Genomic DNA, 22,743 nt, shown 5'->3' on the forward strand with positions numbered 1-22,743 from the left:
GCCCCGCGCCCTGCGCTTCTCGCCACGGCTAGATGGGGGGTGAACAGCCTTTCGGTCCATCGCTTTGCTCGGCCCCACAAAGCCAGGCCGAGCAAAGCGGTGGCCCGTGGGATTGGCCCACCCCATTTGGCTGGCCGCAGCTTCGACTTGCTAAGTGAACGGCATTACCCCTCCCGGAGGGACAGCGACCACGCGCAGTGGGGAGCGTGGAGCGCCATTTTTTGCACGCTTGATATTTTATGAGCACCTAGCGCTTTCTAAACAATGATTTCAGATATAAAACTATCTGAAATCATTTACCAGTCTGCGCGAGCAGCTATTGTTTTATTCAGGCTGCACCATGCGCCCGGCCTCGATGGTGATGCGCCGGCTGCAGCGCGCGGCGATCGCGCGGTCGTGCGTCACCATCAGCAGCGTGGTGCCGGCCTCGCGGTTCAGCTCCATGATGAGGTTCATCACCGCCTCGCCGGTGGCGAAATCCAGGCTGCCGGTGGGCTCGTCGGCCAGCAGCACCGCGGGCTGCACCACGAAGGCGCGGGCCAGCGCCACGCGCTGCTGCTCACCGCCCGACAGCAGCTTGGGGTAGTGCGACAGGCGCTGGCCCAGGCCCACGCGCTCCAGCATGCGGGTGGCGGCCGCGCGCGCATCGCGCCGGCCCGCCAGCTCCAGTGGCAGCATCACGTTCTCCAGCGCCGTCAGGTTGCCCATGAGCTGGAAGTTCTGGAACACGAAGCCCATGCTGCGCGCGCGCAGCGCGGCGCGGGCGTCCTCATCCAGCGCGAACAGATCCTCGCCCTGCACCCACACCGTGCCGCTGGTGGGCGTATCCAGCCCCGCCAGCAGCGACAGCAGCGTGCTCTTGCCCGAGCCCGACGCGCCCACGATGGCCACCGTGTCGCCGCGCGCCACGCTGAAATCGATATCCCGCAAAATAGTGAGCGTGCCGGTCGAATCCGATACTGCCTTGTGCAGCTGCTGCACGCGGATCACCGCGCCCAGCGCGGATTCCAGGGAACCCGCAGCGGCGCCTTCCATCGAAGCATTCACCATGAAAAACCTTTTTCCTATCGCCCAGCGGCAACTATCTGCCCAGCGGCCACTGTCTCGCCGCAGCTGGCTGCATGGCATGGTAGCGGCTGCCGCGGCGCTGGCCTGCGCAACGGGTATTGCACAGGCCCAGGCGCCCAAGACCATCCTCGTCGTCGGCGACTCGCTCAGCGCCGAGTACGGCCTGCAGCGCGGCAGCGGCTGGGTGGCGCTGCTGGACAAGAAGCTGCGCACCGACCAGCGCCCCTGGCAGGTGCTCAACGCCAGCATCAGCGGCGACACCACCGCCGGCGGCCGCTCGCGGCTGCCAGGGCTGCTGGCCCAGCACAAGCCCGCGGTCGTGGTGCTGGAGCTGGGCGGCAACGACGCGCTGCGCGGCCTGACGCTGCCGGCCACCCAGGCCAACCTGGCCGCGATGGCCGATGCCGCGCGCCAGACCGGCGCCCGGGTGCTGCTGGTGGGCATGCAGGTGCCGCCCAACTACGGCGCCAAGTACACCCAGGATTTCGCGCGCGTCTTCACCCAGGTGGCCGAGGCCAAGGGCGCGGCGCTGGTGCCCTTTTTGCTCAAGGGCGTGGCCGACGTGCCGAACTTCGAGAAGAACTTCCAGGCCGACCGCATCCACCCGCTGGCCAGCGCTCACCCCACGATGCTGGCCAACGTCTGGCCGGCGCTGCAAAAGCTGATGCAATAGCTGATGCAATGGCGCGCAAGCTAGCGGCTTTCGCTGCGCCGGTACAGGCTGAGCGCAACCGCCAGCGCGGCGAGCAGGCCGGCGCAGCCGCGGTTCATGCAACGCAGCGCGCGCGCCGACATCAGGCGCGCCGCCTGGTGCCCGCCAAGGGCATAGGCGGCCATCAGCGCGGCATCGATCGCGGCGGTCAGCAGCGCCAGCGTGGCGTACTGGGCCGCCACCGCTTCGGCCGGCTGAATGAACTGCGGCAAGAAGGCCGAAAAGAACAGCAGCCCCTTGGGATTGGACAGCGCCACCAGCAGGGAGCGCAGGAAGGCGGCGCGGCCGCTGGCCGGCGCCTGCCCGGCCTGGGCACGGTCCATGAAAGCGCGCACGGGCGCGCGCCACAGCCCCCAGGCCAGATAGAGCAGGTACAGCACACCGCCCCATTTGATGCAGGCGAAGAGCCGCTCGGAAGCGGCCAGGACCGCCCCCAGCCCGCAGCCCACCGCGCCGATCAGGATCAGGTCGGACAAGGCCGCGCCCAGGATGCCGCAGGCGGCGATGCGCGGGCCGCCGCTGATGCCGTTGTTCAGCGCCAGCAGCATGGTCGGGCCAGGAATCACGGTCACCGCGGATACCGCGATGGCGTAGAGCAGCAGCGTGGCCAGGTCCATGGGACGTCCTCAGCCCAAGGCGATCTGCAACGCCTGCGCCAGATCGGCCTGCAGGTCGTCTGCCGACTCCAGCCCGACCGAGAAGCGCACCACGGTGCCGGGCTTGAGCGCCGAGGCCTTGACGCTGCGCATGCTGGCGATCTCGTAGGGCACGACCAGGCTCACCGGGCCGCCCCAGCTGTAGCCGAGCTTGAACAAGCGCAGGCTTTCGCAAAAAGCGTCGATCTGCGCCTGGCCGTAGCGCGCATCGAACACCACGCTGAACAGGCCAGCGGCTGCGCCGTCGCCGCCGCCATCGCCCTGCTTGCGCCCACCACACAGCGCCTGCCAGTGCGCATGGCCGGGCGCGCCCTCGAAGGCCGGGTGCAGCAGCTGCACCACCTGCGGCTGCGCGGCCAGAAAGCGCGCCAGCTGCCGCGCCGCCCGATCCTGCGCGCGGTAGCGCAGCGGCAGGCTGGGCAGGCTGCGGATCACGGTCTCCAGATCGTTCACGCCCACGCCCAGGCCCAGGTGCATGTGCGTGGCCTGCACGCGGCGGTGGATCTCGGGGTCGCGCGAGACGATGGAGCCCATCAGCACGTCGCCGCCGCCGCTGGGGTACTTGGTGAGCGAGTGCGCCGTCACGTCCACGCCCAGGCTGTAGCTACCGTCGCCGGCCAGGTCGAAGGCATTGAAGGCCAGGCCGGCGCCCCAGGTGTTGTCCAGCGCGCTGAGGATGCCGCGCTCGCGGCACAGCCGCACCTGCGCGGGCAGGTCGGGAAACTCCATCGACACCGAGCCCGCCGCCTCCAGCCAGGCCAGCCGGGTGTTCGGCGTGATCTTCGCCGCCATGTCCTCGACGCTCAGGGGATCGAAGTAGCTGATGCTCACGCCGAAGCGGCGCAGCTCGCTTTGCGCAAAGGCCTTGTTCGGGCCGTAGGCGTTGTCGGGCACCAGGATATGGTCGCCCGCCTTGAGCAGCGCGATGCCGATCACCGAGATCGAGGCCAGGCCGCTGGGCACCAGCACGCAGTAGCTGCCGCCCTCCAGCGTGGCGATGCGCTCTTCGAGGATGTAGGTGGTGGGCGTGCCGTGCAGGCCGTAGGTGAAGGCACTCTTGTCCTTCCAGTCCCAGGTGCGCATGGCCTCGACACTCGGGAAGAACACGGTCGAGGCCTTGAACACGCCCGGCTGCGGCGCCGCGTAGGCCGCGGGCGGCTCGTACTGGTGGTGGATCAGCTCGGTGGCGGGTTGGCGTGCGGGGGTGCGGGAATCGGTCATGGGAAGGATATTAAGCGTATTTGCGCCCCTACCCCTGGCAGGAATGGATCATCTCCCGCACCCGCGGATAGATCTGCTGATTCCACCGGCTGCCGCTGAACACGCCGTAGTGCCCCACCCCGGCCTGCAGGTGATGGCTCTTGCGGCAGGGCCGAATGCCCGTGCACAGATCCTGCGCCGCCACCGTTTGGCCTACCGCGCAGATGTCATCGCGCTCGCCCTCCACCGTCAGCAGCGCGGTGCGGCGGATGGCGGCCGGGTTGACGCGCCGGCCGCGCACGCGGAGTTCGCCGCGGGGCAGGTCAAAGGTCTGGAACACGCGCTCCACCGTCTCCAGGTAGAACTCGGCCGGCAGATCGTTGACAGCCAGGTACTCGTCGTAGAAGCGGCCTATGTCCTGCGCCTGCGCCACCTCGCCCTGCACCAGGTGCTGGTACATGCGCTCGAACTGCTGGAGGTGGCGCTCCAGGTTCATGTTCATGAATGCGCCAAGCTGCACAAAGCCTGGGTATACGCGGCGCATGTGGCCCGCATGCGGCGGCGGCACATGGCTGATGAGGTGGTGCTCAAACCAGGCAATGGACCGTTCGGTGGCCAGGCGGTTGACCTTGGTCGGATTGACTCGGCAGTCCACCGGCCCGGCCATCAGGGTCAGGCTTCGCGGCTGGGCCGGATGGCCGTCTTCGGCCATCAGCGCCGTGGCGGCCAGCGCCGCCACGCAGGGCTGGCACACCGCCACCACATGCGTGCCCGGCCCGATGGCGGCGATGAAGCGCTGCAGATGCTCCACATAGTCGTCCAGCCCGAAAGCACCCTGGCGCAGCGGCACGTCCCGCGCGTTGTGCCAGTCGGTGAGGTACACGTCATGGTCGCGCAGCAGCGTGCGCGCGGTGTCGCGCAGCAAGGTGGCGAAATGGCCCGACAGCGGCGCCGCCAGCAGCACCGCGGGCTGGGGCGCCGCCCCGGGCTTGTGAAAGCGCCGCAGCGTAGCAAAGGCCGTGGCCAAGACAACCTGCTCCACCACCGCGCAGGGCCGGCCGTCCACCTCGACGGCATCGATGCCGTAGGCGGGCCGCGCATGGGTCAACTGCAGGCGGTTGAACACCTGGCAGGCAGCAGCCAGGTGGCGCGGCAGGCTGCGCTCTGCCCCATGCATCCACCACAGCTGCCCCAGCGGCTGGGCCAGCATGTGCAGCGGGGACCTCATGTTGGACTGGGCTTGGTAGGCGTGGTAGAGCATGGCGCATTCCCTGTAGCGAAAAACCGTGGTCTACCCGGCACAGGCAATTTATGGGCCAATCCCTGGAGTCACCGGGACTCACCGGAAATCGCCCCAAGATCTTGCGGCTTGGCACATCCCTTGCTGTGCCTGGTTCATCCCCTTTTCATGTGCCACCAGGAGCAAGCGCCATGACCCCAGCCGTCCTCACCATCAGCAGCAAGAACTACGGCGCCTGGGCACTGCGCGGCTGGCTCATGGCTCGCATGTCGGGGCTGGAGTTCAGCGAAAACATGGTGCCACCCGATGACCCGCAAATGCGGGCGGAAATCCTGCTGCTGTCTCCCTCGATGCTGGTGCCCTCGCTGCTGCACAACGGCATCAAGGTGTGGGACACCCTGGCCATCGGCGAATACCTGAACGAGACCTTGCCGCAAGCACCGCTGCTGCCTGCCGAAGCGAGGATGCGCGCGCACTGCCGCGCCATCTGCGGCGAGATGCACTCGGGCTTTGCCGCGCTGCGCGCCGCGCTTCCCATGAACATCAAGGCGCACCACCCCGGCTTTCAGGTGTGGTCGCGCGCGCAAAGCGATATTGACCGCGTGCTCGCCATCTGGCGGGAATGCCTGGCGGCCTACGGCGGCCCCTTTTTGTTCGGCACGCACCCCGGCATGGCCGACGCCATGTATGCGCCCGTGGTCACGCGCCTGCTGACCTACGACGTGGCGCTGGATGAGGCCTGCGCTGCCTACTGCGAGCGCATCATGGCGCTGCCCGCCATGCAGGAATGGGTGGCCGGCGCGCGGCAAGAGCCCGACGAAATCGACGAACTCGAGGCCGAATTCTGAACGCGCGCCAGCTTCAGGCCCAAGACGTAGGGGCCGGTATGTCGCAGACCGGCTCCACGTCGATGCTCTTGAAATCCGCCGGCGAGACGATCTCCAGATACTCCATGTCGGGCGAGTAGTCAAACAAGTAGTGCCGAATGCCGGGGCGCTGGTGTACACAGTCACCCGCCTGCACCAGCGTTTCCCGGTCTTCGTACATGAAGCGCGCCCAGCCCTTGAGCATGATCACGATCTGGAAGTCTGCTTCATGGCGGTGCCAGCCGGTGCCCTTTTCTGGTGCCATGTTCGCCTTAACAAGGTGCGCGATCACTTTGCCGTGCGTGGCCTGGGCCACGCCCAGGTCTCGGTACAGAAAGAAATCGCGCAGGCCGCCAGAGACATATTCCGTGTCGCCAGGCTTGATGTGGGAGAACTCGGTAGCGCTACGATTCAGCATGGTCAGCTCCAGTTGCGTGGGATGGATGCTGCATCGCAGCATGCAAGAAGCATTCCCGCTGTCAACGGCCCCCGGCCGGAGCGAAATAATCCAACGCCCGCAGCGCGATCGAGGGCTCTTGCAACGGCAGCCAGTCGCCGCCGGGCGCCTCGTGCTGGCTCGCCCCCGACGGCAGCACATCGGGCGCGGCCGGCCACCAGACGGCCTGCCCGCCCCAGCTGACCAGCAGTTGCTCCACGCTGGCTGGCAGTGCTTGGGGCGCATGAAACCCATACGGCGCCTGCATCCACCGCGTCTGCGCCGCGACCCATGCGCGCAGGCCCGCACGGTAGCCCTTGTCAGGGAACTGCGCCTGCCATTGCACAACATCCTCGGCCAGCGCCGCGCCCGCCGGCTGCAGGCTGGCCGCGATATCCCACTGCGGCCTGCGCGCCATGCCCGCCAGCCATTCGGCATAGGCGGGGCTGGCCCGCAGCGCGGGATTGATGAGCCACAGGCAACGTGGCGCCAACGCCAGCGCCAAGCGCGTGGCATCGCCATGCGCCACCACCACAAGCCGCTCGCGCTCCAGGCCCACATGCTGCAGCAGCTCTTGCATCAGCGCGCATTGCCGCGCATCGCTGAGCACGCCCTGCTTCTTGGGCTTGTCGCTGCGGCCAAAGCCCAGCCAGTCGGGCACCAGCACGCGCTCGCCCCGCGCCATCAGCAGCGGCGCGAGCTTGCGGTACAGCACGCCATGCGTGGGGCTGCCGTGCAGCAGCAGCCAGCAACGCGACGATGCAGGGGCCTGTTGCGCAGCGCTATCCCACACATGCAGGCGCAACCCCTGCAGCGCTGGTAAATCGCTGTAAAAGGTAGAGCACGCATCCCATGCTGGATCATGGGTAAAGCACGAGGGCGGCGTGCGCAGCGCATCATCGCGCAGCGGGTGCGCCGCCGCCCGCTGCGCACCGCGCCGCCGGGCAAAGAAGTCGGCCAGCTGCCGGCTGGCCACATCGGCCAGCACGCCGCTGGCCACGCAGGTATGGTGGTTCAGCCGCGGCTCGGCAAACAGATCGAGCACCGAGCCGCCGGCGCCGGTCTTGGGCTCGGGCGCGCCCCAGACCACGCGCGCCACGCGCGCATGCAGCAACGCGCCCGCGCACATGGCGCAGGGCTCCAGCGTGACGTAGACGGTGCTGCCGTCGAGACGGTAGTTGCCCACGCGGGCGGCCGCATCGCGCAGCGCCATGATCTCGGCATGGGCGCTCGGGTCGCGCCGCGCGATCGGCTGGTTGCTGCCGCGGCCGATGATCTCGCCGCCGCGCACCACCACCGCGCCCACCGGCACCTCGCCCTGTCCGGCCGCCTGCTGCGCCTCGGCGAGCGCCGCCCGCATCCAATGCTCGTCGCCGGGCGGCTCGGCCGCGGTGCCGCTCATTGGCTGGCCGCGCTGTCGTCGCTGGGCGCCGGCTCCTCATCCAGGCGCAGATGGTTCTTCACCAGCTCGAAAAAACTGTCGTAGAAGGTGGCCGAGTTCACGGTCTCGCTGCCGACCTTGACCATGGAGTCGTTGCCGCCGGTGAACGGCAGCGACAGCGAGCCCAGCCCGCCCACGCCGACGCTGGCCGAGCTGCTGCTCTTGCGCAGCGCATAGGTGTCCTTGAGCGCGCTGACGAAACCCATGCTCACCTTGCCGTCGGCGCTGTCGGGCACGCAGACGATGCGGATGGTCATCAGCTGGTGGTTCTCGGGCACGGGCTGGAAGCTCTTTTGTCCCTCCACCTCCTGCGGCTTGGCGGTGTTGATCAGGTAGCCCTGGCTCAGCAGCGCGCGGCGCGCGGCCTCGCAGGTGCGCTGTGGCGTGGCGTCGAACAGGCGCGAATAGGTGGCGGCCGAGGCAAAGGTCTCCGGCTCGCCCTTGGCGGAGCCGGAGGATCCGGGCAAATAGCCGCCGGCACAGCCGGCCAGCGCCATGGCCAGCACAGCCGCCATGCCGGCCGCGGCGCCGCTGCCGCCAAGCTGGCCACCTGGGCCGCTCATGGGCGACCCTTTCAATGCTTTGACAACTTTCCCCAACATGAATGGCAGACTCTTCCGGAACTACGATCCAACAAGGCTGCTTACTTTAACGGATTTTGCCTACGCCGCCGGTAGGACGCATGCCCGATCATTGGTTTTGCCAACCCGTTACACACGCCGGGCAGACGTAGACATACAGCTATCATTATTAAAGTAGATTTCTGGACCAAGCCATGCACCCATCCCCCACTCGCCCCACGCCCGAGCACGGGCCTGCCTTGCCCCGCCGCCGCTGGCTGCAAGGCGCCGCCGCGCTGGCGCTCGCGCCCTGCCTGGCCGCGCCGGCGCGGGCCACAGACGGCTGGCCCGGCGAAGCCCTGGTGCCCGGCGGCGTGGCCCGGCTGTCGCTGGGCCCCGGCGCGCAGCGGCCACGCGCCTTCGTGGACGACATACCGGCACTGGTGCTCGGCGATGCGATCGAGTGGACCGCGCTGGTGGGCATACCGCTGTCCGCGCCGCTGGGCCGCGCCCGGCTGCGGGTACAGGACGACAGCGGCACGCGCAGCATCGAATACACGGTGCGCCCCAAGAAGTACAGCGAGCAGCGCCTGAAGGTGGCGCCCAAGACGGTGGACCTGTCCGCCGCCGACATGGCCCGCTATGAGCGCGAGCGTGACCACCAGGCGCAAGTGATGACCAGCTTCAGCACGCCGCTGCCCGCATCGCTCACGCTGCCCGCGCCGGTGCCGGGGCGGCGCTCCAGCTCGTTCGGGCTGCGCCGCGTGTTCAACGGGCAGGCGCGCAATCCGCACAGCGGCATGGACATCGCCGCGGCCACCGGCACGCCCATCCGCGCGCCGCTGGCGGGCAAGGTGATCGACACGGGCGACTACTTCTTCAACGGCAACACCATCTGGCTCGACCACGGCGGCGGCTTTCTCACCATGTACTGCCACCTGAGCCACATCGGGGTGCAGCCGGGCGACACGGTGGCCGCCGGCCAGGTGATCGGCAAGGTGGGCGCCACCGGCCGCGTCACCGGCCCGCACCTGCACTGGGGTGTAATGCTCAACCGCAGCATGGTCGACCCGGCGCTGTTCCTGCCCGATGCCCGTGGATAGAACCCGCGGACATGGTTTTTTGCCGCCGGGCCGCCCCAAGGCAAAAAGCGGCCCCCTCGGGGGCGCCCGGCGTAGGGGGCAGCGGCTACACGCAGTGAGCAAGCGTGGGGGCCCTTTTTTAACATTTGGCTTACGAAAGCTAACGAACCCTCACCGGCAAAGCCGCTCATAGACCCATCAAGAACCCGGCCAAGAAAGGATTCACCCATGAACGCCATCGCTCCCCGCCTCGTTGCCTGCGCCGCCGCAGCCCTGATGCTTGCCGCCTGCAACAGCGCGCCCTCCTCCGCCCCCGCCTCCAGCAACCGCCCCACGGCCTCGACCATGCCAGCCAATCCCTCGTCCAGCACCTTGTACGCCTACCATTGGGACCTGGAGCGCGTGCTCGACGCCAAGGGCGCGGCGCTGCCGCAATATGCCGCGGCGGCCGCGCAAGGCCCGGTGCGGCTGAGCTTTGTGGCCGCCGAAGGCGGCGGCGGCGCGCGCATCGGCGTGGCCAACCTGTGCAACAGCATGTCCGCGAGCGTCGAAGTGGATGGCGACCGGATGCGCGTGGGCAAGCCCATGTCCACCATGCGCGCCTGCGCCGACCGCCAGCTGATGGCACTGGAGAACCTGGTGGGCCAGCAGCTCGGCACCATCCAGCAGTGGAAGCTCGGCGACGCCGGCAGCCAGCCCCGCCTGGAGCTGCGCCTGGCCGATGGCAGCACCTGGTACCTGGCCGGCAAACCCACCGACCAGACCCTGTATGGCGGCAAGCCCGAGCGCATCTTCCTCGAAGTGGCGCCGCAGCGCGTGGCCTGCAGCCATCCGCTGATGCCCAACCACCAGTGCCTGCAGGTGCGCACCGTGCAGTACGCCGACAACGGCACCAAGAGGTCGGTCGGCGAATGGGGCCCGTTCTACGACGAGATCAAGGGCTACCAGCACGAGGCCGGCGTGCGCAACGTGCTGCGCGTGAACCGCTACGAACGCAAGAACGTGCCGGCCGACGCCTCGCGCTATGTCTATGTGCTGGACATGAAGGTGGAGTCCGAAATCGCGCGCTGACTTTTACCCAAACTGCGGGGATGGCTTTGTGGATAAGCTTGGCATATCACGATCAACCCGTTGATTGGCAAGCAAAAATGCCGGCTGATTAAAAATTGCGCAACCTGGCGGCTGACGCAATGACGACTCGCCGGTATCCCCTTGATGCCCCGCCGCCACACCCAGGCGGCCGCTTCGCGGCACAATGGCGGGCTGCCCGGCACTTCCAACAGCCCCATAACATGGGCCGGCAACGCTCCATGGTTTCACAAGCACCCACCCATCCATTGCGGCAAGCTGGCTTTGCCGCTTTTCTTTGCGCCCGCGTCCTGGCGGTCGCCGCCACCCAGATCCAGGCCGTGGTCGTCGCCTGGCAGGTCTACGACCTGACCCGCGCGCCCATGGCGCTGGCCTATGTGGGGCTGGCGCAGTTCATCCCCATGCTGCTCTTGCTGCTGCCCGCGGGCGATCTGATCGACCGCCTGCAGCGCAAGCGCGTGCTGGCGGCCAGCTGGAGCATCGGCGGGCTGTGCAGCGCCCTGCTGTGGTGGCTGTCCACCCATGGCCATGCCGGGGTGGGCGGCATCTATGCGGTGCTGGTGCTGTTCGGCGCGTCGCGGGCGTTTTCGGGGCCGGCGCTGCAAAGCCTGCTGCCGCAGCTGGTGAGCAAGCAGGCCCTGCCCCAGGCCATTGCCACCAACAGCGTGGTGATGCGCGGCGCCAGCATCTGCGCCCCCATGCTCGGCGGCTTCGTGTACGCGGCCGGCGGCGGCCACCTGACCTACGCCCTGTGCCTGCTGGGCTTCGCGGGCGGGGCGCTGCTGCTGGCGCGGGTGCAGCTGCGCACCGCGCCGCCCGCGCCCCGCGCCATGGCGCAGCAGGCGCCGTCCGCCGGCGCCGCTGGCGACAACATCTGGCGGCGCTTTGGCATCGGCATCCGCTTCATCTTCTCGCGGCCCATGATCCTGGGTTGCATCTCGCTCGACCTGTTCGCGGTGCTGCTCGGCGGCGTGGTGGCGCTGCTGCCCATCTATGCGCACGAAGTGCTGCACGCCGGCCCCGAGGGCCTGGGGCTGCTGCGCGGCTGCATGGCCATGGGCGAGCTGGCGGCGGGCCTGTACCTGAGCATGCGGCCCTTCAACCGCCAGGTGGGGCCGCGCATGCTGCTGGCGGTGGCCACCTTCGGCGTGGCCAACCTGGTGTTCTCGCTGTCGCACTGGCTGTGGCTGTCGTGCCTGGCGCTGGCGGTGGCGGGCATGGCCGACATGGTGAGCGTCTTCGTGCGCGGCTCGCTGGTGCAGTTCGCCACGCCCGACGCGATGCGCGGCCGGGTGCAGGCGGTGAACATGCTGTTCATCGGCTCGTCCAACGAGCTGGGCGAGTTTCGCGCCGGCACCAGCGCGGCGCTGCTGGGCGCGGTGCCCGCGGCCATCGCCGGCGGGATCTGCACGCTGGCGGTGGTGGGGCTGTGGAGCCGGATCTTCCCGCAGCTGCGCCACATCAACCATTTCGCAGAAGCGCACAACCCACGCGATCCGCAATGATCCCCATCCTCTGGCGCGACGAGCACCTGATCGCGGTCTACAAGCCGGCGGGCTGGCTGGTGCACCGCACCGGGCTCGACGCGGGCGAGACCCGCTTCGTGCTGCAGGCCGTGCGCGACCAGATCGGCCAGCGGGTCTTCCCCATCCACCGGCTCGACAAGGGCACCTGCGGCGTACTGCTGCTGGCGCTGCACAGCGACGCGGCGCGCGCGATGTGCGCGGCCTTCGAGCAGCACCGGCCGGGCAAGCGCTACCTCGCCCTGGTACGCGGCTTTGCACCCGAAGCCATCGAGGTGGACCACGCGCTGCGGCCCGACGATGCGCCGCCAGACGCTCCGGTGCAGGCGGCGCACACCGCCTTTCGCCGCCTGGCCACGCTACAGCACCCCGAGGCCCAGGACCCGCGCTTTGCCACCACCCGGCTGTCGCTGGTGCGGGCCGAGCCCCGCACCGGCCGCCGCCACCAGATCCGCCGGCACCTCAAGCACATCGCCCACCCCATCATCGGCGATGCCACGCATGGCAAGGGCCCGCTCAACCGCTGGTGGGCCGAGCGCCTGGGCGGGCAGCGCCTGTGGCTGCATGCATGGCAGCTGTCGTTCACCCACCCTTTCAGCGGGCAGGCCATGGATCTGCGCAGCGGCCTGGTGCTTCAGGGCGCGCCCGCCCCCACCGCCAACGAGAGTCTGGCGCACTGGCAATCACTGCTGCATCGCAGCGGATGGGCATGGGACCGCAGTGGTATGCATATGCCCTGAAGCTCTATCCTCCGGCGGGATAATGGCGCGAAGAACCTGCAAGGACATCCGCCATGTACCTCGACTCCGACATCACCCCCCATCTCGGCCGGCTCAAGGCCTTGCGCCACGACCTGCACATGCACCCCGAGCTGCGCTACGAGGAGCAGCGCACCGCCGACCAGGTGGCCGCCTGGCTCGGCGCGCTGGGCCTTCCCATGGTGCGCGGCCTGGGCACCACCGGCATCGTGGCCAGCATCCACGGTCAGGGCCGCAGCAGCGCCAACCCCGGCCCGACCGTCGCGCTGCGCGCCGACATGGACGCACTGCCGGTGCAGGAGCTCAATCGGTTCGGCCATGCCAGCACCATCGCCGGGCGCATGCACGCCTGCGGTCACGACGGCCACACCACCATGCTGCTGGGCGCCGCCCAGCTGCTGTCGCAGCAGCGCGATTTCGACGGCACGGTTCAGCTCATCTTCCAGCCCGCCGAGGAAGGCGGCGCCGGCGCCCGCGCGATGATGCAGGACGGGCTGTTCGAGCGCTTTCCCTGCCAGGCGGTGTTCGGCCTGCACAACTGGCCGGCGCTGCCCCAGGGGCAGATGGGTGTGCGCGTGGGGCCCATCATGGCGGCCGCGCTGCGCTTCGAGATCATCGTGCGCGGCCGCGGCGGCCATGCGGCCCTGCCCCACACCACCATCGACCCGATCCCGATCGCCTGCAGCATCGTCGGCCAGCTGCAGACCCTGGTGTCGCGCGGCACCGATCCGCTGGACAGCTCGGTGCTCACCGTCGGGCAGATCACCTCGGGTACGGTGGAGAACATCATCCCCGACGAAGCGCGCATCTTCGGCACCTGCCGCAACCTGCGCGGCGACTCGCAGCAGTTCATGATCGACGGGCTGCACCGCATCTCGCAGCACATCGCCGAAGCGCATTTCGCCAGCGCCGAGGTCATCATCAAGCCCGGCTACCCCAACACCCACAACCACGAGAAGGAAGCCGTCTTCATGGGCGAGGTGATGCGCGAGATGGTCGGCGACGCCAACGCCCACACCAATGTGCTGCCGGCGATGACCGCCGAGGACTTCGGCTTCTTCCTCGAGGCCGTGCCCGGCGCCTACGGCTGGATCGGCAACGGCCCGGGCGGCCAGCCCGGCGTGGGCCTGCACAATCCGGGCTATGACTTCAACGACGACAATCTCGCGCTGGGCGCGCGCTTCTGGGACCGGCTGGCGCGGCGCTGGTTCGAAACCCAGGCGCTGTACTGATACCGGCGGCGCCACCCGCCGCAAGGCTCTCTGGCCATCGGCAAGGCGCCTGATCGCAGCCATCTGCGCGGCGCTGCTGCTCGGCGACGCGGCCCTGGCGCGCGAATGCCCCGCCGCGCCCGAGCTGTCGCCACAAGAGCTGCAACAACAGCAGCAGCAGCCCCAGCCCGAGCGCGGCGTGCTGTGGGAGCTGCGCAAGGGCGGCCAGCACGGCTACCTGCTGGGCACCATCCATGTCGGCCAGCCGCAATGGCGCTTTCTCGGCCCGCGCACCTTGCAGGCGCTGCGCCAGGCGCCAGCCATCGCGCTGGAGCTGGAGCTGGACGACCCGGCCACGCTGCAGGCCCTGCTGCAGATGATGCGCCACGACAGTGAGGTGCAAAAACTGATCCTGCGCAACAACCCACAGCTGGTGGCCCGCATGGCGGCGCTGGCGCAGCGCTCATGCGTGGACGCATCGCGCTTTCAGGCCCTGGGCCTGCTGGGCAAGCTGCTGACGCTCACCCTGCTGGACGTTCGGCAGCAGGGCTACCATGCCGAATACGGCATCGACCTGATGCTCGCCGACCTGGCCCGCAGCGCGGGCAAGCCGCTAAAGGCGCTGGAGACCGCGCAGGAGCAGATCGACGCGCTCGGTGCATTGCGCAGCAACCGCCTGGCCGATGCCGCCACCCCGCAAGACCTGGACAAGGTGCTGACCCGGCTCGAGGACGGCAGCTACCGCAGTCAGATGCGGCAGCTGGCCGAGGACTGGAGCCGCGGCGACCTACAGGCCCTGGAGCAGCTGATGCGCAGCTGCGACTGCCTGGACGAACTCGACATCAAGGCAGCGCTGCTGGACAAACGCAACCAGCGCATGGCCGAGCGCATTCCGGCGCTGCTGGCCGAATATCCCGGCATGCTCATCGCCGTCGGCATGCTGCACATGGTGGGCGAAGACAGCCTGCTGGCTCTGCTGCAGGCCCAGGGTTATGAGGTGCGGCAGATTACCGGCAAGGGGGTGGATACCAGCGCCACGCCGGCACCGGCGCCCAAGGCCTCAGCCGGGTAGCGCCGGCCGCTCGCGCTTCACCCATAGCTGCACCGATGACCGCGCCCACTGGCGCTCGGCATAGGCGACCAGATGCGGCGGCACCGGCCGTCCGCAGAACACGCACCCGGGCCATGTCAGCCACGGCGATTGCGGGCAATCACCTCGGCTGCCGTCAGGGGCTGGTATGCCGACTCCGGCGCTGCATAGGCCTGCGCCAGTTCGGCTTTCAGCCGCTCGAAAGCGGCCTGCTCCGCACGCTCCTTGTCACGCCGGATCAGATCGCGCACGTATTCGCTGACGTTTTCATAGGCGCCGTGCTCACCCACGCTGGCGGCGACGAAATCGCCGAGGGCGCCGCTGAGGCGAACGGTCAGGGTCGTTGTGGCAGTGCGAGGCATCGGAGCATCCTTTCGCGGCCATTGTATTCAACTTGCATGAAAAATGAATACAACACACCATGCCCCAACCCATCAGCGCTTGCCGCGCCCGCCGCGGCGCGCCTTCTCGCGCGCCTGGCGCTCGGCCTGCACCCGCGCCTCCTCGGCCTCGCCCGCGGCTTGCCACTGCTCGAACTCCGCGGGCGTCTCCAGCGTGATGCGGCCCAGCAGCAGGGTGCGAAAGTCGGTGATCAGCAGCTCGGCCGCCTTTTGCATGTTGGTGCGGCCGCCGCTCATCACCGCGCCGCGCTTCTTGCCGATCAGGGCCAGCAGCTCATCGTCGTGCAGCGCGGCAATCTCCGCCTCGGACAGGCCCAGCTTGTAGCGCTGCTCCAGCAGCGGCGCATAGTGCTTTTGCAGGTACAGCAGCAGCTCCAACGCCACCAGTTCGTCGTCGTAGGCGTTGCGGCCCACCGAGCCGCAGGCGGCCAGGTTGAAGCCCGACTGCGGCACGAGGATCTTGGGCCAGAGCATGCCGGGCGTGTCCCACAGGTAAAAGTCGTCGTCGAGCACGATGCGCTGCTCGTCCTTGGTGACGCCGGCCTCGTCGCCGGTCCTGGCCTGGCCCTTGCCGCTCATGCTGTTGATCAGCGTGGACTTGCCCACGTTGGGCACGCCGCAGATCAGCACCCGCATCGGCTTGGCCATGCCGCCGCGCTGCGGCGCCAGCGCCCGGCAGGCGGCCACCAGGCGCTTGGCGGGGGCCGGCTCCGAGGCATCGAGCGGCAGCGCCTTGGTGTCGTGCTGGGCGTCGTACCAGGCGGCCCACTGCGCGGTGCAGGCCGGGTCGGCCATGTCCTGCTTGTTGATGATCTTGAGCGTGGGCTTGTGCCCGGTCAACTCGGCCAGCAGCGGGTTGCTGCTGGAGCCGGGCATGCGGGCGTCCAGCACCTCGATCACCACGTCGATGTCCTTGATGCGCTCGGCGATCAGCTTGCGCGTCAGGTGCATGTGACCGGGGAACCATTGGATACTCATTGCTTTTTTCTTTCGTTCGGCGCACCGCCGGATCGATAATGGCGCCATGTCTTCCGTCTCTCAACGCCAGTACGATGCACAGCGCAAATCGGACCAGGACGTGCTCATCAAGGGCGTGATCCTGTCGCTGATCGGCCTGGTCATCATCATCTCGCCCCATGTGGCGCATACCGATATTGTGCAGGGGATCATCGCCCCCGCCGCGCCGGTGGGCTGGTTTTCGCTGGTGCTGGGCCTGGCCTTCATAGGGCGCTTCGCCATTCGCCGCAAGAACGCGCCGCCCCGCCCGCAGCAATGAACCCGCGGTGACCAGCTACGAGCAAGCCCTGGCCTGCTTTGGCGAGCTGCAGGCCCGGGCCAGCGCCCTGGGCATCGCGCTGCGCGCGCCGCCGCCGGCACCCACCACCTGCTGCGGCCGCGGCTGCAACGGCTGCGTGTGGGAGGGATTTTTCGCCGCGGCCGTCTTCTGGCGTGAGGATGCGTTGCAGGCGCTGGAGGCGTGCTCTTCAGCCCCGCACCAGTAGCACCACCGCCCGCGCCTCCATCGCCGCGCCCTGCCCCACCGGCCCCATTTTCTCGGCGGTCTTGGCCTTGACGTTGACCTGATCCTCGCCCACGCCCAGCGCCTGGGCGATCGCGGCGCGCATGCCCGCGATATGCGGCGCCAGCTTGGGCGCCTGGGCGATCACGGTGCTGTCCACATTGTTCACCTGCCAGCCGCGCTCGCGCACGCGGCGCATGGCCTCGGCCAGCAGCGCGGCCGAATCGGCGCCGCGAAAGCGCGCATCGGTGTCGGGAAAATGCGTGCCGATGTCGCCCAGCCCGGCCGCGCCCACCAGCGCATCGGTGATGGCGTGCAGCAGCACGTCGGCATCGGAATGGCCCAGCAGGCCGGCGCTGTGAGGGATCTCTACGCCGCCGATGATGAGCGGGCGGCCGGGCACCAGCGCGTGGATGTCCCAGCCTTCTCCGATTCGAAATTGCATGATTGGCATGAATAGGGCCGCCAGCGCTCGCTAAGCCTGCGCCGGCATGTCAAAAAAATGGGCCACAGTATGCACCGCATCCGGCCTGGCCATGCGCTGCGCCAGCACCGCCTCGGCCAGCGCGAAGTCGTCGGGATAGGTGACCTTGAGGTTGTGCGCGCTGCCCATCACCAGCTGCGGGCGCAGGCCCATGGCCTCGACCGCGCTGGCCTCGTCGGTCGCCTCGGCGCAGCCTTGCAGCGCCTGCAGCAAGGTGGCGATACGGAACATCTGCGGCGTCTGCGCCAGCCATTTGCCTTCGCGCGCCAGCGTCTGCGCCACGCGCTCGCGGCCATCGGCATCCTGCACCGCGGCCTTCAGGGTATCGGGCAGGCGCAGCGCCATCAGGCCACCCACCGGGTCGTGGGCGCAAGCATGGATCAGGCGCTCGATCTGGGCCGGCGTGACCAGGCAGCGCGCGGCATCGTGCACCAGCACCCAGTCGTGCGGCTGCGCCCCCTGGGCCAGCAGCGCATGCAGGCCACCGGCCACCGTGTCGGCGCGCGTCGGCCCGCCGCAAGGCGCCAGCGCGTAGCCCTCGTGCGGATAGCGCTCCAGGAACTGGTCGCCGCCCGAGACGCCGACCACGATGCCCGACAGCTGCCGCACCGCGAGGAAGGCCGCCAGCGTGTGCAGCACCAGCGGCCAGCCGGCCACGCTCTGGTATTGCTTGGGCAGGCGCAGGTCGCGGTCGGCGCCCATCGCGCGAGTGCCCACGCCCGCGCAGGGCACGAAGGCCCAATAGCGCTCGACCAGGTCGGAGGCGATGCGCTCGATCTCCTGGGTGGCGGCGCCCGTGTCTATCACCTCGTCGGCTTGCTCCGCCGGGGCGAGCACCGGCGTGCCGCCCCCCTGGGGTTTGCGGGGTTTGACGGGCGGCGGGGATTCGTTCATCGCCAGGATTCTAAAATAGCGGTTTAGAACGTGCTTGCGCTCTGTACGGCGCCGCGCCAGTATCTTTGCGGGATGGGCAGCAAGGCGCGGTGGCGCAGCAAGGTAGGCACCTTGCAAGATACCGCAACGCCGCAGACCGCCCGCAAAGATACTGGCCCTTCGGGTTGGGCCGCAATCGGGCGATTTCTTCGCGCTGCGGCTTGCTTGCACCCCGGTGCAAGCTGCTCCACATCGACTCGAACCCATCCCGATTGCGGCCCAACGCGGCATCGTACAGAGCGCAAGCACGTTCTCAGCACGGCGGCCTCGCGGCTTTTCCGTGCTTTTGGCGTTTTCAACCCGACGAAGCATTTCATGGATCTTCCCAAACTCACTGCCGGCAAACGCTTTCAGCTGCCCATGCCGGTGGGCAGCGCCGATGCGCTGCTGCTCGCCCAGCTGGCCGGGCGCGAGGCGGATGCCAAGCGCATGGTGGCCATCATCACCGCCGACGCGGGCGATGCCAACCGCCTGCAGGACGAGCTGGCCTTTTTCGCGCCCGGGCTGCGCAGCGCCATGTTTCCCGACTGGGAGACCCTGCCCTACGATGCGTTCTCGCCGCACCAGGACCTGATCAGCGAGCGCCTGGCGACGCTGTGGCGCATCAGCCAGCGCGAGGTGGACGTGGTGCTGGTGCCCGCCACCACCGCGCTGTACCGGCTGGCGCCGCCGGCCTTCCTCGCCGGCTATACCTTCGAGTTCAAGGCCGGGCAGAAGCTCGACGAGGCGCGGCTCAAGGCCCAGCTCACGCTGGCGGGCTACAACCATGTGTCGCAGGTGGTGGGCCACGGCGAGTACTCGGTGCGCGGCGGGCTGATCGACCTGTTCCCGATGGGCTCGCTGGTGCCCTACCGGGTGGACCTGTTCGACGACGAGATCGACTCCATACGCACCTTCGACCCCGATACCCAGCGCAGCCTGTACCCGGTCAAGGATGTGCGCCTGCTGCCCGGACGCGAGTTCCCGATGGACGACGAGGCGCGCGCGCGCTTTCGCAACCGCTGGCGCGAGCTGCTGGAGGGCGACCCGACCAAGAGCCGCATCTACAAGGACATGGGCAACGGAGTGGCCACCGCCGGCATCGAGTACTACCTGCCGCTGTTCTTCGAGCAGACGGCCACGGTGTTCGACTACCTGGGCGCCGAATCCACCCTGGTGCTGCACGGCGAGCTGGAGCCGGCCTTCCAGCGCTTCTGGCAGGACACCAAGGAGCGCTACCGCCTGGTGCAGGGCGATCCCGAGCGCCCCGCGCTGCCGCCCGAGGCCCTGTTCCTCACGGCCGACCAGTTCTACACCACCGCCAAGGGCTGCGCCCAGCTGGCGCTGCGCCCCGAGGTGGCCGATGTGGAGGGCAGCGCCTTCGTGCAGAAGCTCGAAGACCTGTCGGTGGTGCGCGGCGCCGAAGATCCGCTGGCGCGGCTGCAGCAGCACATCGCCGCGGGCCAGGCGCGCACCTTGCTGCTGGCCGAGAGCGATGGCCGGCGCGAGAGCCTGCTCGACTTCTTCCGCGCCAGCGGGCTGAACCCGCCGGCCTTCGATTCGCTGGTCGAGTTCCAGCAGAGCACGGACGAGCCGGTGGGCATCGCCACCGCAGCGCTGGCGCGCGGCTTTCGCTGGGCCGAGGCCGGCATCGACTTCGTCACCGAGACCGAGCTGTTCGCCACCACCGGCGGCGCGCGCCGGCGCCGCCGCCAGGAGCAGGCCAGCGATGTCGAGGCGCTGATCAAGGATCTGTCCGAGCTGAAGGTCGGCGATCCGGTGGTCCACGCCCAGCACGGCATCGGCCGCTACCACGGGCTGATCAATATGGACATCGGCCAGAAGAACCCCGACGGCACGCCGGCGCTGCAGGAGTTCCTGCACCTGGAATACGCCGACAAGGCGGTGCTCTACGTGCCGGTGAGCCAGCTCGCGCAGATCAGCCGCTACACCGGCGTGTCGGCCGACGAGGCGCCGCTGCACAAGCTGGGCTCGGGCCAGTGGGAGAAGGCCAAGCGCCGTGCCGCCGAGCAGGTGCGCGACAGCGCCGCCGAGCTGCTCAACCTGTATGCGCGCCGCGCCGCGCGCCAGGGCCATGCCTTCCGCTACAGCGCGCAGGACTACGAGCAGTTCGCCAACGATTTCGGCTTCGAGGAGACCGCCGACCAGCTCGCCGCCATCCATGCGGTGATCCAGGACATGGTCTCGCCCCGCCCCATGGACCGCCTGGTCTGCGGCGACGTGGGCTTCGGCAAGACCGAGGTGGCGCTGCGCGCGGCCTTCGTGGCGGCCATCGGCGGCAAGCAGGTGGCGTTTCTCGCGCCCACCACGCTGCTGGCCGAGCAGCATTACCAGACGCTGGTGGACCGCTTCTCCAAGTGGCCGATCAAGGTGGCCGAGGTCTCGCGCTTTCGCTCGGGCAAGGAGGTCAGCGCCACCCTCAAGGGCTTGGAAGAAGGCACGGTGGACATCGTGGTCGGCACGCACAAGCTGCTGTCGGAATCGACCAAGTTCAAGAACCTGGGCCTGCTCATCATCGACGAGGAACACCGCTTCGGCGTGCGCCACAAGGAGGCGATGAAGGCCATGCGCGCCGAGGTGGACGTGCTCACCCTCACCGCCACGCCGATCCCGCGCACCATGGGCATGGCGCTCGACGGGCTGCGCGACCTGTCGGTGATCGCCACCGCGCCACAGCGGCGCCTGGCGATCAAGACCTTCGTGCGCAACGAGGGCACCGGCGTGATCCGCGAGGCGGTGCTGCGCGAATTGAAGCGCGGCGGGCAGGTGTACTTCCTGCACAACGAGGTCGAGACTATCGAGAACCGGCGCCAGAAGCTCGAAGAGATCTTGCCCGAGGCGCGCATCGCGGTGGCCCACGGCCAGATGCCCGAGCGCGAGCTGGAGCGGGTGATGCGCGACTTCGTGGCCCAGCGCTACAACATATTGCTGTGCTCGACCATCATCGAGACCGGCATCGACGTGCCCAGCGCCAACACCATCGTCATCAGCCGCGCCGACAAGTTCGGGCTGGCGCAGCTGCACCAGCTGCGCGGGCGCGTGGGCCGCAGCTATCACCAGGCCTATGCCTACCTGATGGTGCCCGACCTGGACGGCCTGACCAAGCAGGCCCAGCAGCGGCTGGAGGCGATCCAGCAGATGGAGGAGCTGGGCTCGGGCTTCTACCTGGCCATGCACGACCTGGAGATCCGCGGCGCCGGCGAGGTGCTGGGTGAAAACCAGAGCGGCAACATGATGGAGATCGGCTACCAGCTCTACAACGAGATGCTGGCCGAGGCGGTGCGCGCGCTCAAGAACGGCAAGGAGCCCGACCTGCTCGCGCCGCTGGCCGCTTCTACCGACATCAACCTGCATGCGCCCGCGCTCTTGCCGAACGACTACTGCGGCGACGTGCACCTGCGCCTGTCGTTCTACAAGAAGCTGGCCACCGCCAAGACCAGCGAGCAGATCGACCGCCTGCTCGAAGAGCTGGTGGACCGCTTCGGCAAGCTGCCGGCCCAGGCCCAGACCCTGGTGGACGTGCACCGCCTGCGGTGCTTGAGCGAACCCTACGGCGTGCAGAAGGTGGACGCCGCGCCCGGCGTGATCAGCATCACCTTCCGCCCCCGGCCGCCGATCGACCCGATGGCCATCATCCAGCTGATCCAGAAGAACAAGGCCATCAAGCTCGCCGGCAACGACAAGCTGCGCATAGAGCGCGAGCTGCCCGAGCCTTCGGCCCGGGCCCAGATGGTGCGCGACGTGCTGCGCAGCCTGGGCCAGCCGCTGCCCGCCGAGGCCGTGGCGGCCTGAGCATGGTGCTGGAAGCCGCCTTGCTGCTGGCCGCGCTGGCGGTGGCGCTGTGGCTGCAGCCCTGGCGCATGCTGCCCGGCCATTCGCCGCTGTGGACACCGCTGCTGGCCACCCTGGCCGTGCTGCCCTGGCTCTGGGCCCTGCCCACGCTGCAGCGCATGCCGCTGCAGCTGCAGTGGTCCGGCGCCTGCCTGGCGATGCTGATGCTGGGCTGGCCGCTGGCCATGCCCGTGCTGTGCGCCGTGGGCGCGCTGGCCTGGGCGCTGTCGCCCGGCCTGTCGGCCGAGGCGGCGCTGGGGCTTGCGGTGTGGCACGGCATCGTTCCCGCCACGCTGGCCATGCTGTGGGGCGCCGCGCTGCGCCGCTGGCTCGGCACCCAGGTCTTCGTCTATACGCTGGGACGGTGCTTTTTCGGCACGCTGCTGGGGCTGTTCGCCGCCGGCATGCTGGCGCACCTGGCCGGCCACGCCCTGCCCGGCGTGCAGACCGGGCTGGCCACCATCGCCCGCTGGCTCATGGCCTGGGGCGACGCGGTGATCACCGGCATGCTGTGCGCGGTGTTCGTCGCTTTTCGGCCGCAGTGGCTGGCCACCTGGTCGGATGCGCTGTACCTGCAGGAAAAATAGCTCCGCAGGCGCTGCGGCAGGCTAAGATGCGCCCACTTGTCCATCCCAATTCCTGC

23 protein-coding genes are annotated in these 22,743 nt (G+C 68.8%); 12 read left to right on the plus strand and 11 right to left on the minus strand.

What is annotated here, in order from left to right:
* Nucleotides 1-324: 324 nt before the first annotated feature.
* Entirely contained in the window at nt 325-1,050 is a 726-nt protein-coding gene (locus tag ACODRX_RS24045) for an ABC transporter ATP-binding protein (RefSeq protein WP_488874070.1), read from the minus strand.
* A gap of 76 nt (nt 1,051-1,126) precedes the next feature.
* On the opposite strand from ACODRX_RS24045, the gene ACODRX_RS24050 reads away from it, so the two are divergent.
* Nucleotides 1,127-1,741: an arylesterase gene (locus ACODRX_RS24050; protein ID WP_488874071.1), complete on the plus strand. Its 615-nt coding sequence runs from the start codon at nt 1,127-1,129 to the stop codon at nt 1,739-1,741.
* A gap of 20 nt (nt 1,742-1,761) precedes the next feature.
* Here ACODRX_RS24050 and ACODRX_RS24055 read toward each other — a convergent pair whose 3' ends face one another.
* The 3 genes from ACODRX_RS24055 to ACODRX_RS24065 are packed head-to-tail and all read right to left on the minus strand — an operon-like array spanning nt 1,762 to nt 4,897.
* Nucleotides 1,762-2,397 carry a LysE family translocator gene (locus ACODRX_RS24055; RefSeq protein ID WP_488874072.1) on the minus strand — a complete coding sequence of 212 codons (636 nt, stop codon included), beginning with the start codon at nt 2,395-2,397 and terminating at the stop codon, nt 1,762-1,764.
* Nucleotides 2,398-2,406: 9 nt separating this feature from the next.
* Nucleotides 2,407-3,657, minus strand: coding sequence for a PLP-dependent transferase (locus ACODRX_RS24060; RefSeq protein WP_488874073.1), 1,251 nt, complete (start codon nt 3,655-3,657; stop codon nt 2,407-2,409).
* A 28-nt stretch (nt 3,658-3,685) separates the two neighbouring features.
* A complete protein-coding gene (locus ACODRX_RS24065; protein ID WP_488874074.1) occupies nt 3,686-4,897 on the minus strand; it encodes a polyhydroxyalkanoate depolymerase in 1,212 nt (403 codons plus the stop codon).
* Between the two features lie 170 nt (nt 4,898-5,067).
* On the opposite strand from ACODRX_RS24065, the gene ACODRX_RS24070 reads away from it, so the two are divergent.
* Nucleotides 5,068-5,724 carry a glutathione S-transferase gene (locus ACODRX_RS24070; protein ID WP_488874075.1) on the plus strand — a complete coding sequence of 219 codons (657 nt, stop codon included), beginning with the start codon at nt 5,068-5,070 and terminating at the stop codon, nt 5,722-5,724.
* A gap of 13 nt (nt 5,725-5,737) precedes the next feature.
* On the opposite strand, the gene ACODRX_RS24075 is transcribed toward ACODRX_RS24070, so the two are convergent.
* The 3 genes from ACODRX_RS24075 to ACODRX_RS24085 form a co-directional block, all read right to left on the minus strand.
* Nucleotides 5,738-6,160, minus strand: a complete 423-nt coding sequence (locus ACODRX_RS24075; protein WP_488874076.1) for a cupin domain-containing protein — start codon at nt 6,158-6,160, stop codon at nt 5,738-5,740.
* Between the two features lie 61 nt (nt 6,161-6,221).
* Nucleotides 6,222-7,580 carry a tRNA adenosine(34) deaminase TadA gene (gene tadA / locus ACODRX_RS24080; protein ID WP_488874077.1) on the minus strand — a complete coding sequence of 453 codons (1,359 nt, stop codon included), beginning with the start codon at nt 7,578-7,580 and terminating at the stop codon, nt 6,222-6,224.
* Nucleotides 7,577-8,182, minus strand: a complete 606-nt coding sequence (locus tag ACODRX_RS24085; RefSeq protein ID WP_488874078.1) for a DUF2242 domain-containing protein — start codon at nt 8,180-8,182, stop codon at nt 7,577-7,579. The genes tadA and ACODRX_RS24085 overlap by 4 nt, the downstream gene beginning before the upstream one ends.
* A 212-nt stretch (nt 8,183-8,394) precedes the next feature.
* On the opposite strand from ACODRX_RS24085, the gene ACODRX_RS24090 reads away from it, so the two are divergent.
* The 6 genes from ACODRX_RS24090 to ACODRX_RS24115 all read left to right on the plus strand — a co-directional run bounded on the left by ACODRX_RS24090 (nt 8,395) and on the right by ACODRX_RS24115 (nt 14,914).
* Entirely contained in the window at nt 8,395-9,282 is an 888-nt protein-coding gene (locus tag ACODRX_RS24090) for a peptidoglycan DD-metalloendopeptidase family protein (RefSeq protein ID WP_488874079.1), read from the plus strand.
* A 207-nt stretch (nt 9,283-9,489) separates the two neighbouring features.
* A complete protein-coding gene (locus ACODRX_RS24095; RefSeq protein ID WP_488874080.1) occupies nt 9,490-10,332 on the plus strand; it encodes a DUF4377 domain-containing protein in 843 nt (280 codons plus the stop codon).
* Between the two features lie 239 nt (nt 10,333-10,571).
* Complete coding sequence (locus ACODRX_RS24100) at nt 10,572-11,855, plus strand: MFS transporter (RefSeq protein ID WP_488874081.1); 1,284 nt, start codon at nt 10,572-10,574, stop codon at nt 11,853-11,855.
* Nucleotides 11,852-12,613 carry a pseudouridine synthase gene (locus ACODRX_RS24105; RefSeq protein ID WP_488874082.1) on the plus strand — a complete coding sequence of 254 codons (762 nt, stop codon included), beginning with the start codon at nt 11,852-11,854 and terminating at the stop codon, nt 12,611-12,613. The genes ACODRX_RS24100 and ACODRX_RS24105 overlap by 4 nt, the downstream gene beginning before the upstream one ends.
* Before the next feature lie 53 nt (nt 12,614-12,666).
* The gene (locus ACODRX_RS24110; protein WP_488874083.1) at nt 12,667-13,863 is read left to right on the plus strand and encodes a M20 aminoacylase family protein; all 1,197 of its coding nucleotides are present in this window, start codon (nt 12,667-12,669) and stop codon (nt 13,861-13,863) included.
* Nucleotides 13,775-14,914, plus strand: coding sequence for a TraB/GumN family protein (locus ACODRX_RS24115; protein ID WP_488874084.1), 1,140 nt, complete (start codon nt 13,775-13,777; stop codon nt 14,912-14,914). The genes ACODRX_RS24110 and ACODRX_RS24115 overlap by 89 nt, the downstream gene beginning before the upstream one ends.
* Before the next feature lie 116 nt (nt 14,915-15,030).
* Here ACODRX_RS24115 and ACODRX_RS24120 read toward each other — a convergent pair whose 3' ends face one another.
* Complete coding sequence (locus ACODRX_RS24120; protein WP_488874085.1) at nt 15,031-15,294, minus strand: ribbon-helix-helix domain-containing protein; 264 nt, start codon at nt 15,292-15,294, stop codon at nt 15,031-15,033.
* A 72-nt stretch (nt 15,295-15,366) separates the two neighbouring features.
* Nucleotides 15,367-16,311: a ribosome biogenesis GTPase YlqF gene (gene ylqF, locus ACODRX_RS24125; RefSeq protein WP_488874086.1), complete on the minus strand. Its 945-nt coding sequence runs from the start codon at nt 16,309-16,311 to the stop codon at nt 15,367-15,369.
* A 46-nt stretch (nt 16,312-16,357) separates the two neighbouring features.
* Between ylqF and ACODRX_RS24130 the strand changes: the two genes are divergently transcribed.
* Complete coding sequence (locus ACODRX_RS24130) at nt 16,358-16,609, plus strand: hypothetical protein (RefSeq protein WP_488874087.1); 252 nt, start codon at nt 16,358-16,360, stop codon at nt 16,607-16,609.
* Between the two features lie 7 nt (nt 16,610-16,616).
* Nucleotides 16,617-16,835, plus strand: a complete 219-nt coding sequence (locus tag ACODRX_RS24135) for an oxidoreductase-like domain-containing protein (RefSeq protein WP_488874088.1) — start codon at nt 16,617-16,619, stop codon at nt 16,833-16,835.
* Here the strand turns inward: ACODRX_RS24135 and ispF are convergent.
* Together ispF and ispD are read right to left on the minus strand one after the other, a co-directional pair.
* Nucleotides 16,818-17,297 carry a 2-C-methyl-D-erythritol 2,4-cyclodiphosphate synthase gene (ispF, locus tag ACODRX_RS24140; protein ID WP_488874089.1) on the minus strand — a complete coding sequence of 160 codons (480 nt, stop codon included), beginning with the start codon at nt 17,295-17,297 and terminating at the stop codon, nt 16,818-16,820. The two genes, ACODRX_RS24135 and ispF, sit on opposite strands and share 18 nt — an antisense overlap.
* A gap of 30 nt (nt 17,298-17,327) precedes the next feature.
* Nucleotides 17,328-18,230 (minus strand): 2-C-methyl-D-erythritol 4-phosphate cytidylyltransferase, encoded by a 903-nt coding sequence (gene ispD / locus ACODRX_RS24145; protein WP_488874090.1) that lies wholly within the window; start codon nt 18,228-18,230, stop codon nt 17,328-17,330.
* A gap of 354 nt (nt 18,231-18,584) precedes the next feature.
* On the opposite strand from ispD, the gene mfd reads away from it, so the two are divergent.
* Nucleotides 18,585-22,061 carry a transcription-repair coupling factor gene (mfd, locus tag ACODRX_RS24150; protein WP_488874091.1) on the plus strand — a complete coding sequence of 1,159 codons (3,477 nt, stop codon included), beginning with the start codon at nt 18,585-18,587 and terminating at the stop codon, nt 22,059-22,061.
* A gap of 2 nt (nt 22,062-22,063) precedes the next feature.
* Nucleotides 22,064-22,687: a hypothetical protein gene (locus ACODRX_RS24155; RefSeq protein WP_488874092.1), complete on the plus strand. Its 624-nt coding sequence runs from the start codon at nt 22,064-22,066 to the stop codon at nt 22,685-22,687.
* The last annotated feature ends 56 nt before the right edge of the window (nt 22,688-22,743 follow it).

Source organism: Comamonas sp. FG99 (genome assembly GCF_057808605.1).

What these genes read in the sequence shown, in the direction of transcription:
- ACODRX_RS24085 (WP_488874078.1), bottom strand. Translation starts at nt 8,182, where the DNA reads ATGAGCGGCCCAGGTGGCCAGCTTGGCGGCAGCGGCGCCGCGGCCGGC.
- ACODRX_RS24050 (WP_488874071.1), top strand. Translation starts at nt 1,127, where the DNA reads ATGGTAGCGGCTGCCGCGGCGCTGGCCTGCGCAACGGGTATTGCACAG.
- ACODRX_RS24075 (WP_488874076.1), bottom strand. Translation starts at nt 6,160, where the DNA reads ATGCTGAATCGTAGCGCTACCGAGTTCTCCCACATCAAGCCTGGCGAC.
- ACODRX_RS24095 (WP_488874080.1), top strand. Translation starts at nt 9,490, where the DNA reads ATGAACGCCATCGCTCCCCGCCTCGTTGCCTGCGCCGCCGCAGCCCTG.
- ACODRX_RS24090 (WP_488874079.1), top strand. Translation starts at nt 8,395, where the DNA reads ATGCACCCATCCCCCACTCGCCCCACGCCCGAGCACGGGCCTGCCTTG.
- ACODRX_RS24105 (WP_488874082.1), top strand. Translation starts at nt 11,852, where the DNA reads ATGATCCCCATCCTCTGGCGCGACGAGCACCTGATCGCGGTCTACAAG.
- ACODRX_RS24155 (WP_488874092.1), top strand. Translation starts at nt 22,064, where the DNA reads ATGGTGCTGGAAGCCGCCTTGCTGCTGGCCGCGCTGGCGGTGGCGCTG.
- ACODRX_RS24070 (WP_488874075.1), top strand. Translation starts at nt 5,068, where the DNA reads ATGACCCCAGCCGTCCTCACCATCAGCAGCAAGAACTACGGCGCCTGG.
- ispF (WP_488874089.1), bottom strand. Translation starts at nt 17,297, where the DNA reads ATGCAATTTCGAATCGGAGAAGGCTGGGACATCCACGCGCTGGTGCCC.
- tadA (WP_488874077.1), bottom strand. Translation starts at nt 7,580, where the DNA reads ATGAGCGGCACCGCGGCCGAGCCGCCCGGCGACGAGCATTGGATGCGG.
- ACODRX_RS24065 (WP_488874074.1), bottom strand. Translation starts at nt 4,897, where the DNA reads ATGCTCTACCACGCCTACCAAGCCCAGTCCAACATGAGGTCCCCGCTG.
- ACODRX_RS24045 (WP_488874070.1), bottom strand. Translation starts at nt 1,050, where the DNA reads ATGGTGAATGCTTCGATGGAAGGCGCCGCTGCGGGTTCCCTGGAATCC.
- ACODRX_RS24100 (WP_488874081.1), top strand. Translation starts at nt 10,572, where the DNA reads ATGGTTTCACAAGCACCCACCCATCCATTGCGGCAAGCTGGCTTTGCC.
- ylqF (WP_488874086.1), bottom strand. Translation starts at nt 16,311, where the DNA reads ATGAGTATCCAATGGTTCCCCGGTCACATGCACCTGACGCGCAAGCTG.
- mfd (WP_488874091.1), top strand. Translation starts at nt 18,585, where the DNA reads ATGGATCTTCCCAAACTCACTGCCGGCAAACGCTTTCAGCTGCCCATG.
- ispD (WP_488874090.1), bottom strand. Translation starts at nt 18,230, where the DNA reads ATGAACGAATCCCCGCCGCCCGTCAAACCCCGCAAACCCCAGGGGGGC.
- ACODRX_RS24060 (WP_488874073.1), bottom strand. Translation starts at nt 3,657, where the DNA reads ATGACCGATTCCCGCACCCCCGCACGCCAACCCGCCACCGAGCTGATC.
- ACODRX_RS24055 (WP_488874072.1), bottom strand. Translation starts at nt 2,397, where the DNA reads ATGGACCTGGCCACGCTGCTGCTCTACGCCATCGCGGTATCCGCGGTG.
- ACODRX_RS24115 (WP_488874084.1), top strand. Translation starts at nt 13,775, where the DNA reads ATGACTTCAACGACGACAATCTCGCGCTGGGCGCGCGCTTCTGGGACC.
- ACODRX_RS24120 (WP_488874085.1), bottom strand. Translation starts at nt 15,294, where the DNA reads ATGCCTCGCACTGCCACAACGACCCTGACCGTTCGCCTCAGCGGCGCC.
- ACODRX_RS24130 (WP_488874087.1), top strand. Translation starts at nt 16,358, where the DNA reads ATGTCTTCCGTCTCTCAACGCCAGTACGATGCACAGCGCAAATCGGAC.
- ACODRX_RS24110 (WP_488874083.1), top strand. Translation starts at nt 12,667, where the DNA reads ATGTACCTCGACTCCGACATCACCCCCCATCTCGGCCGGCTCAAGGCC.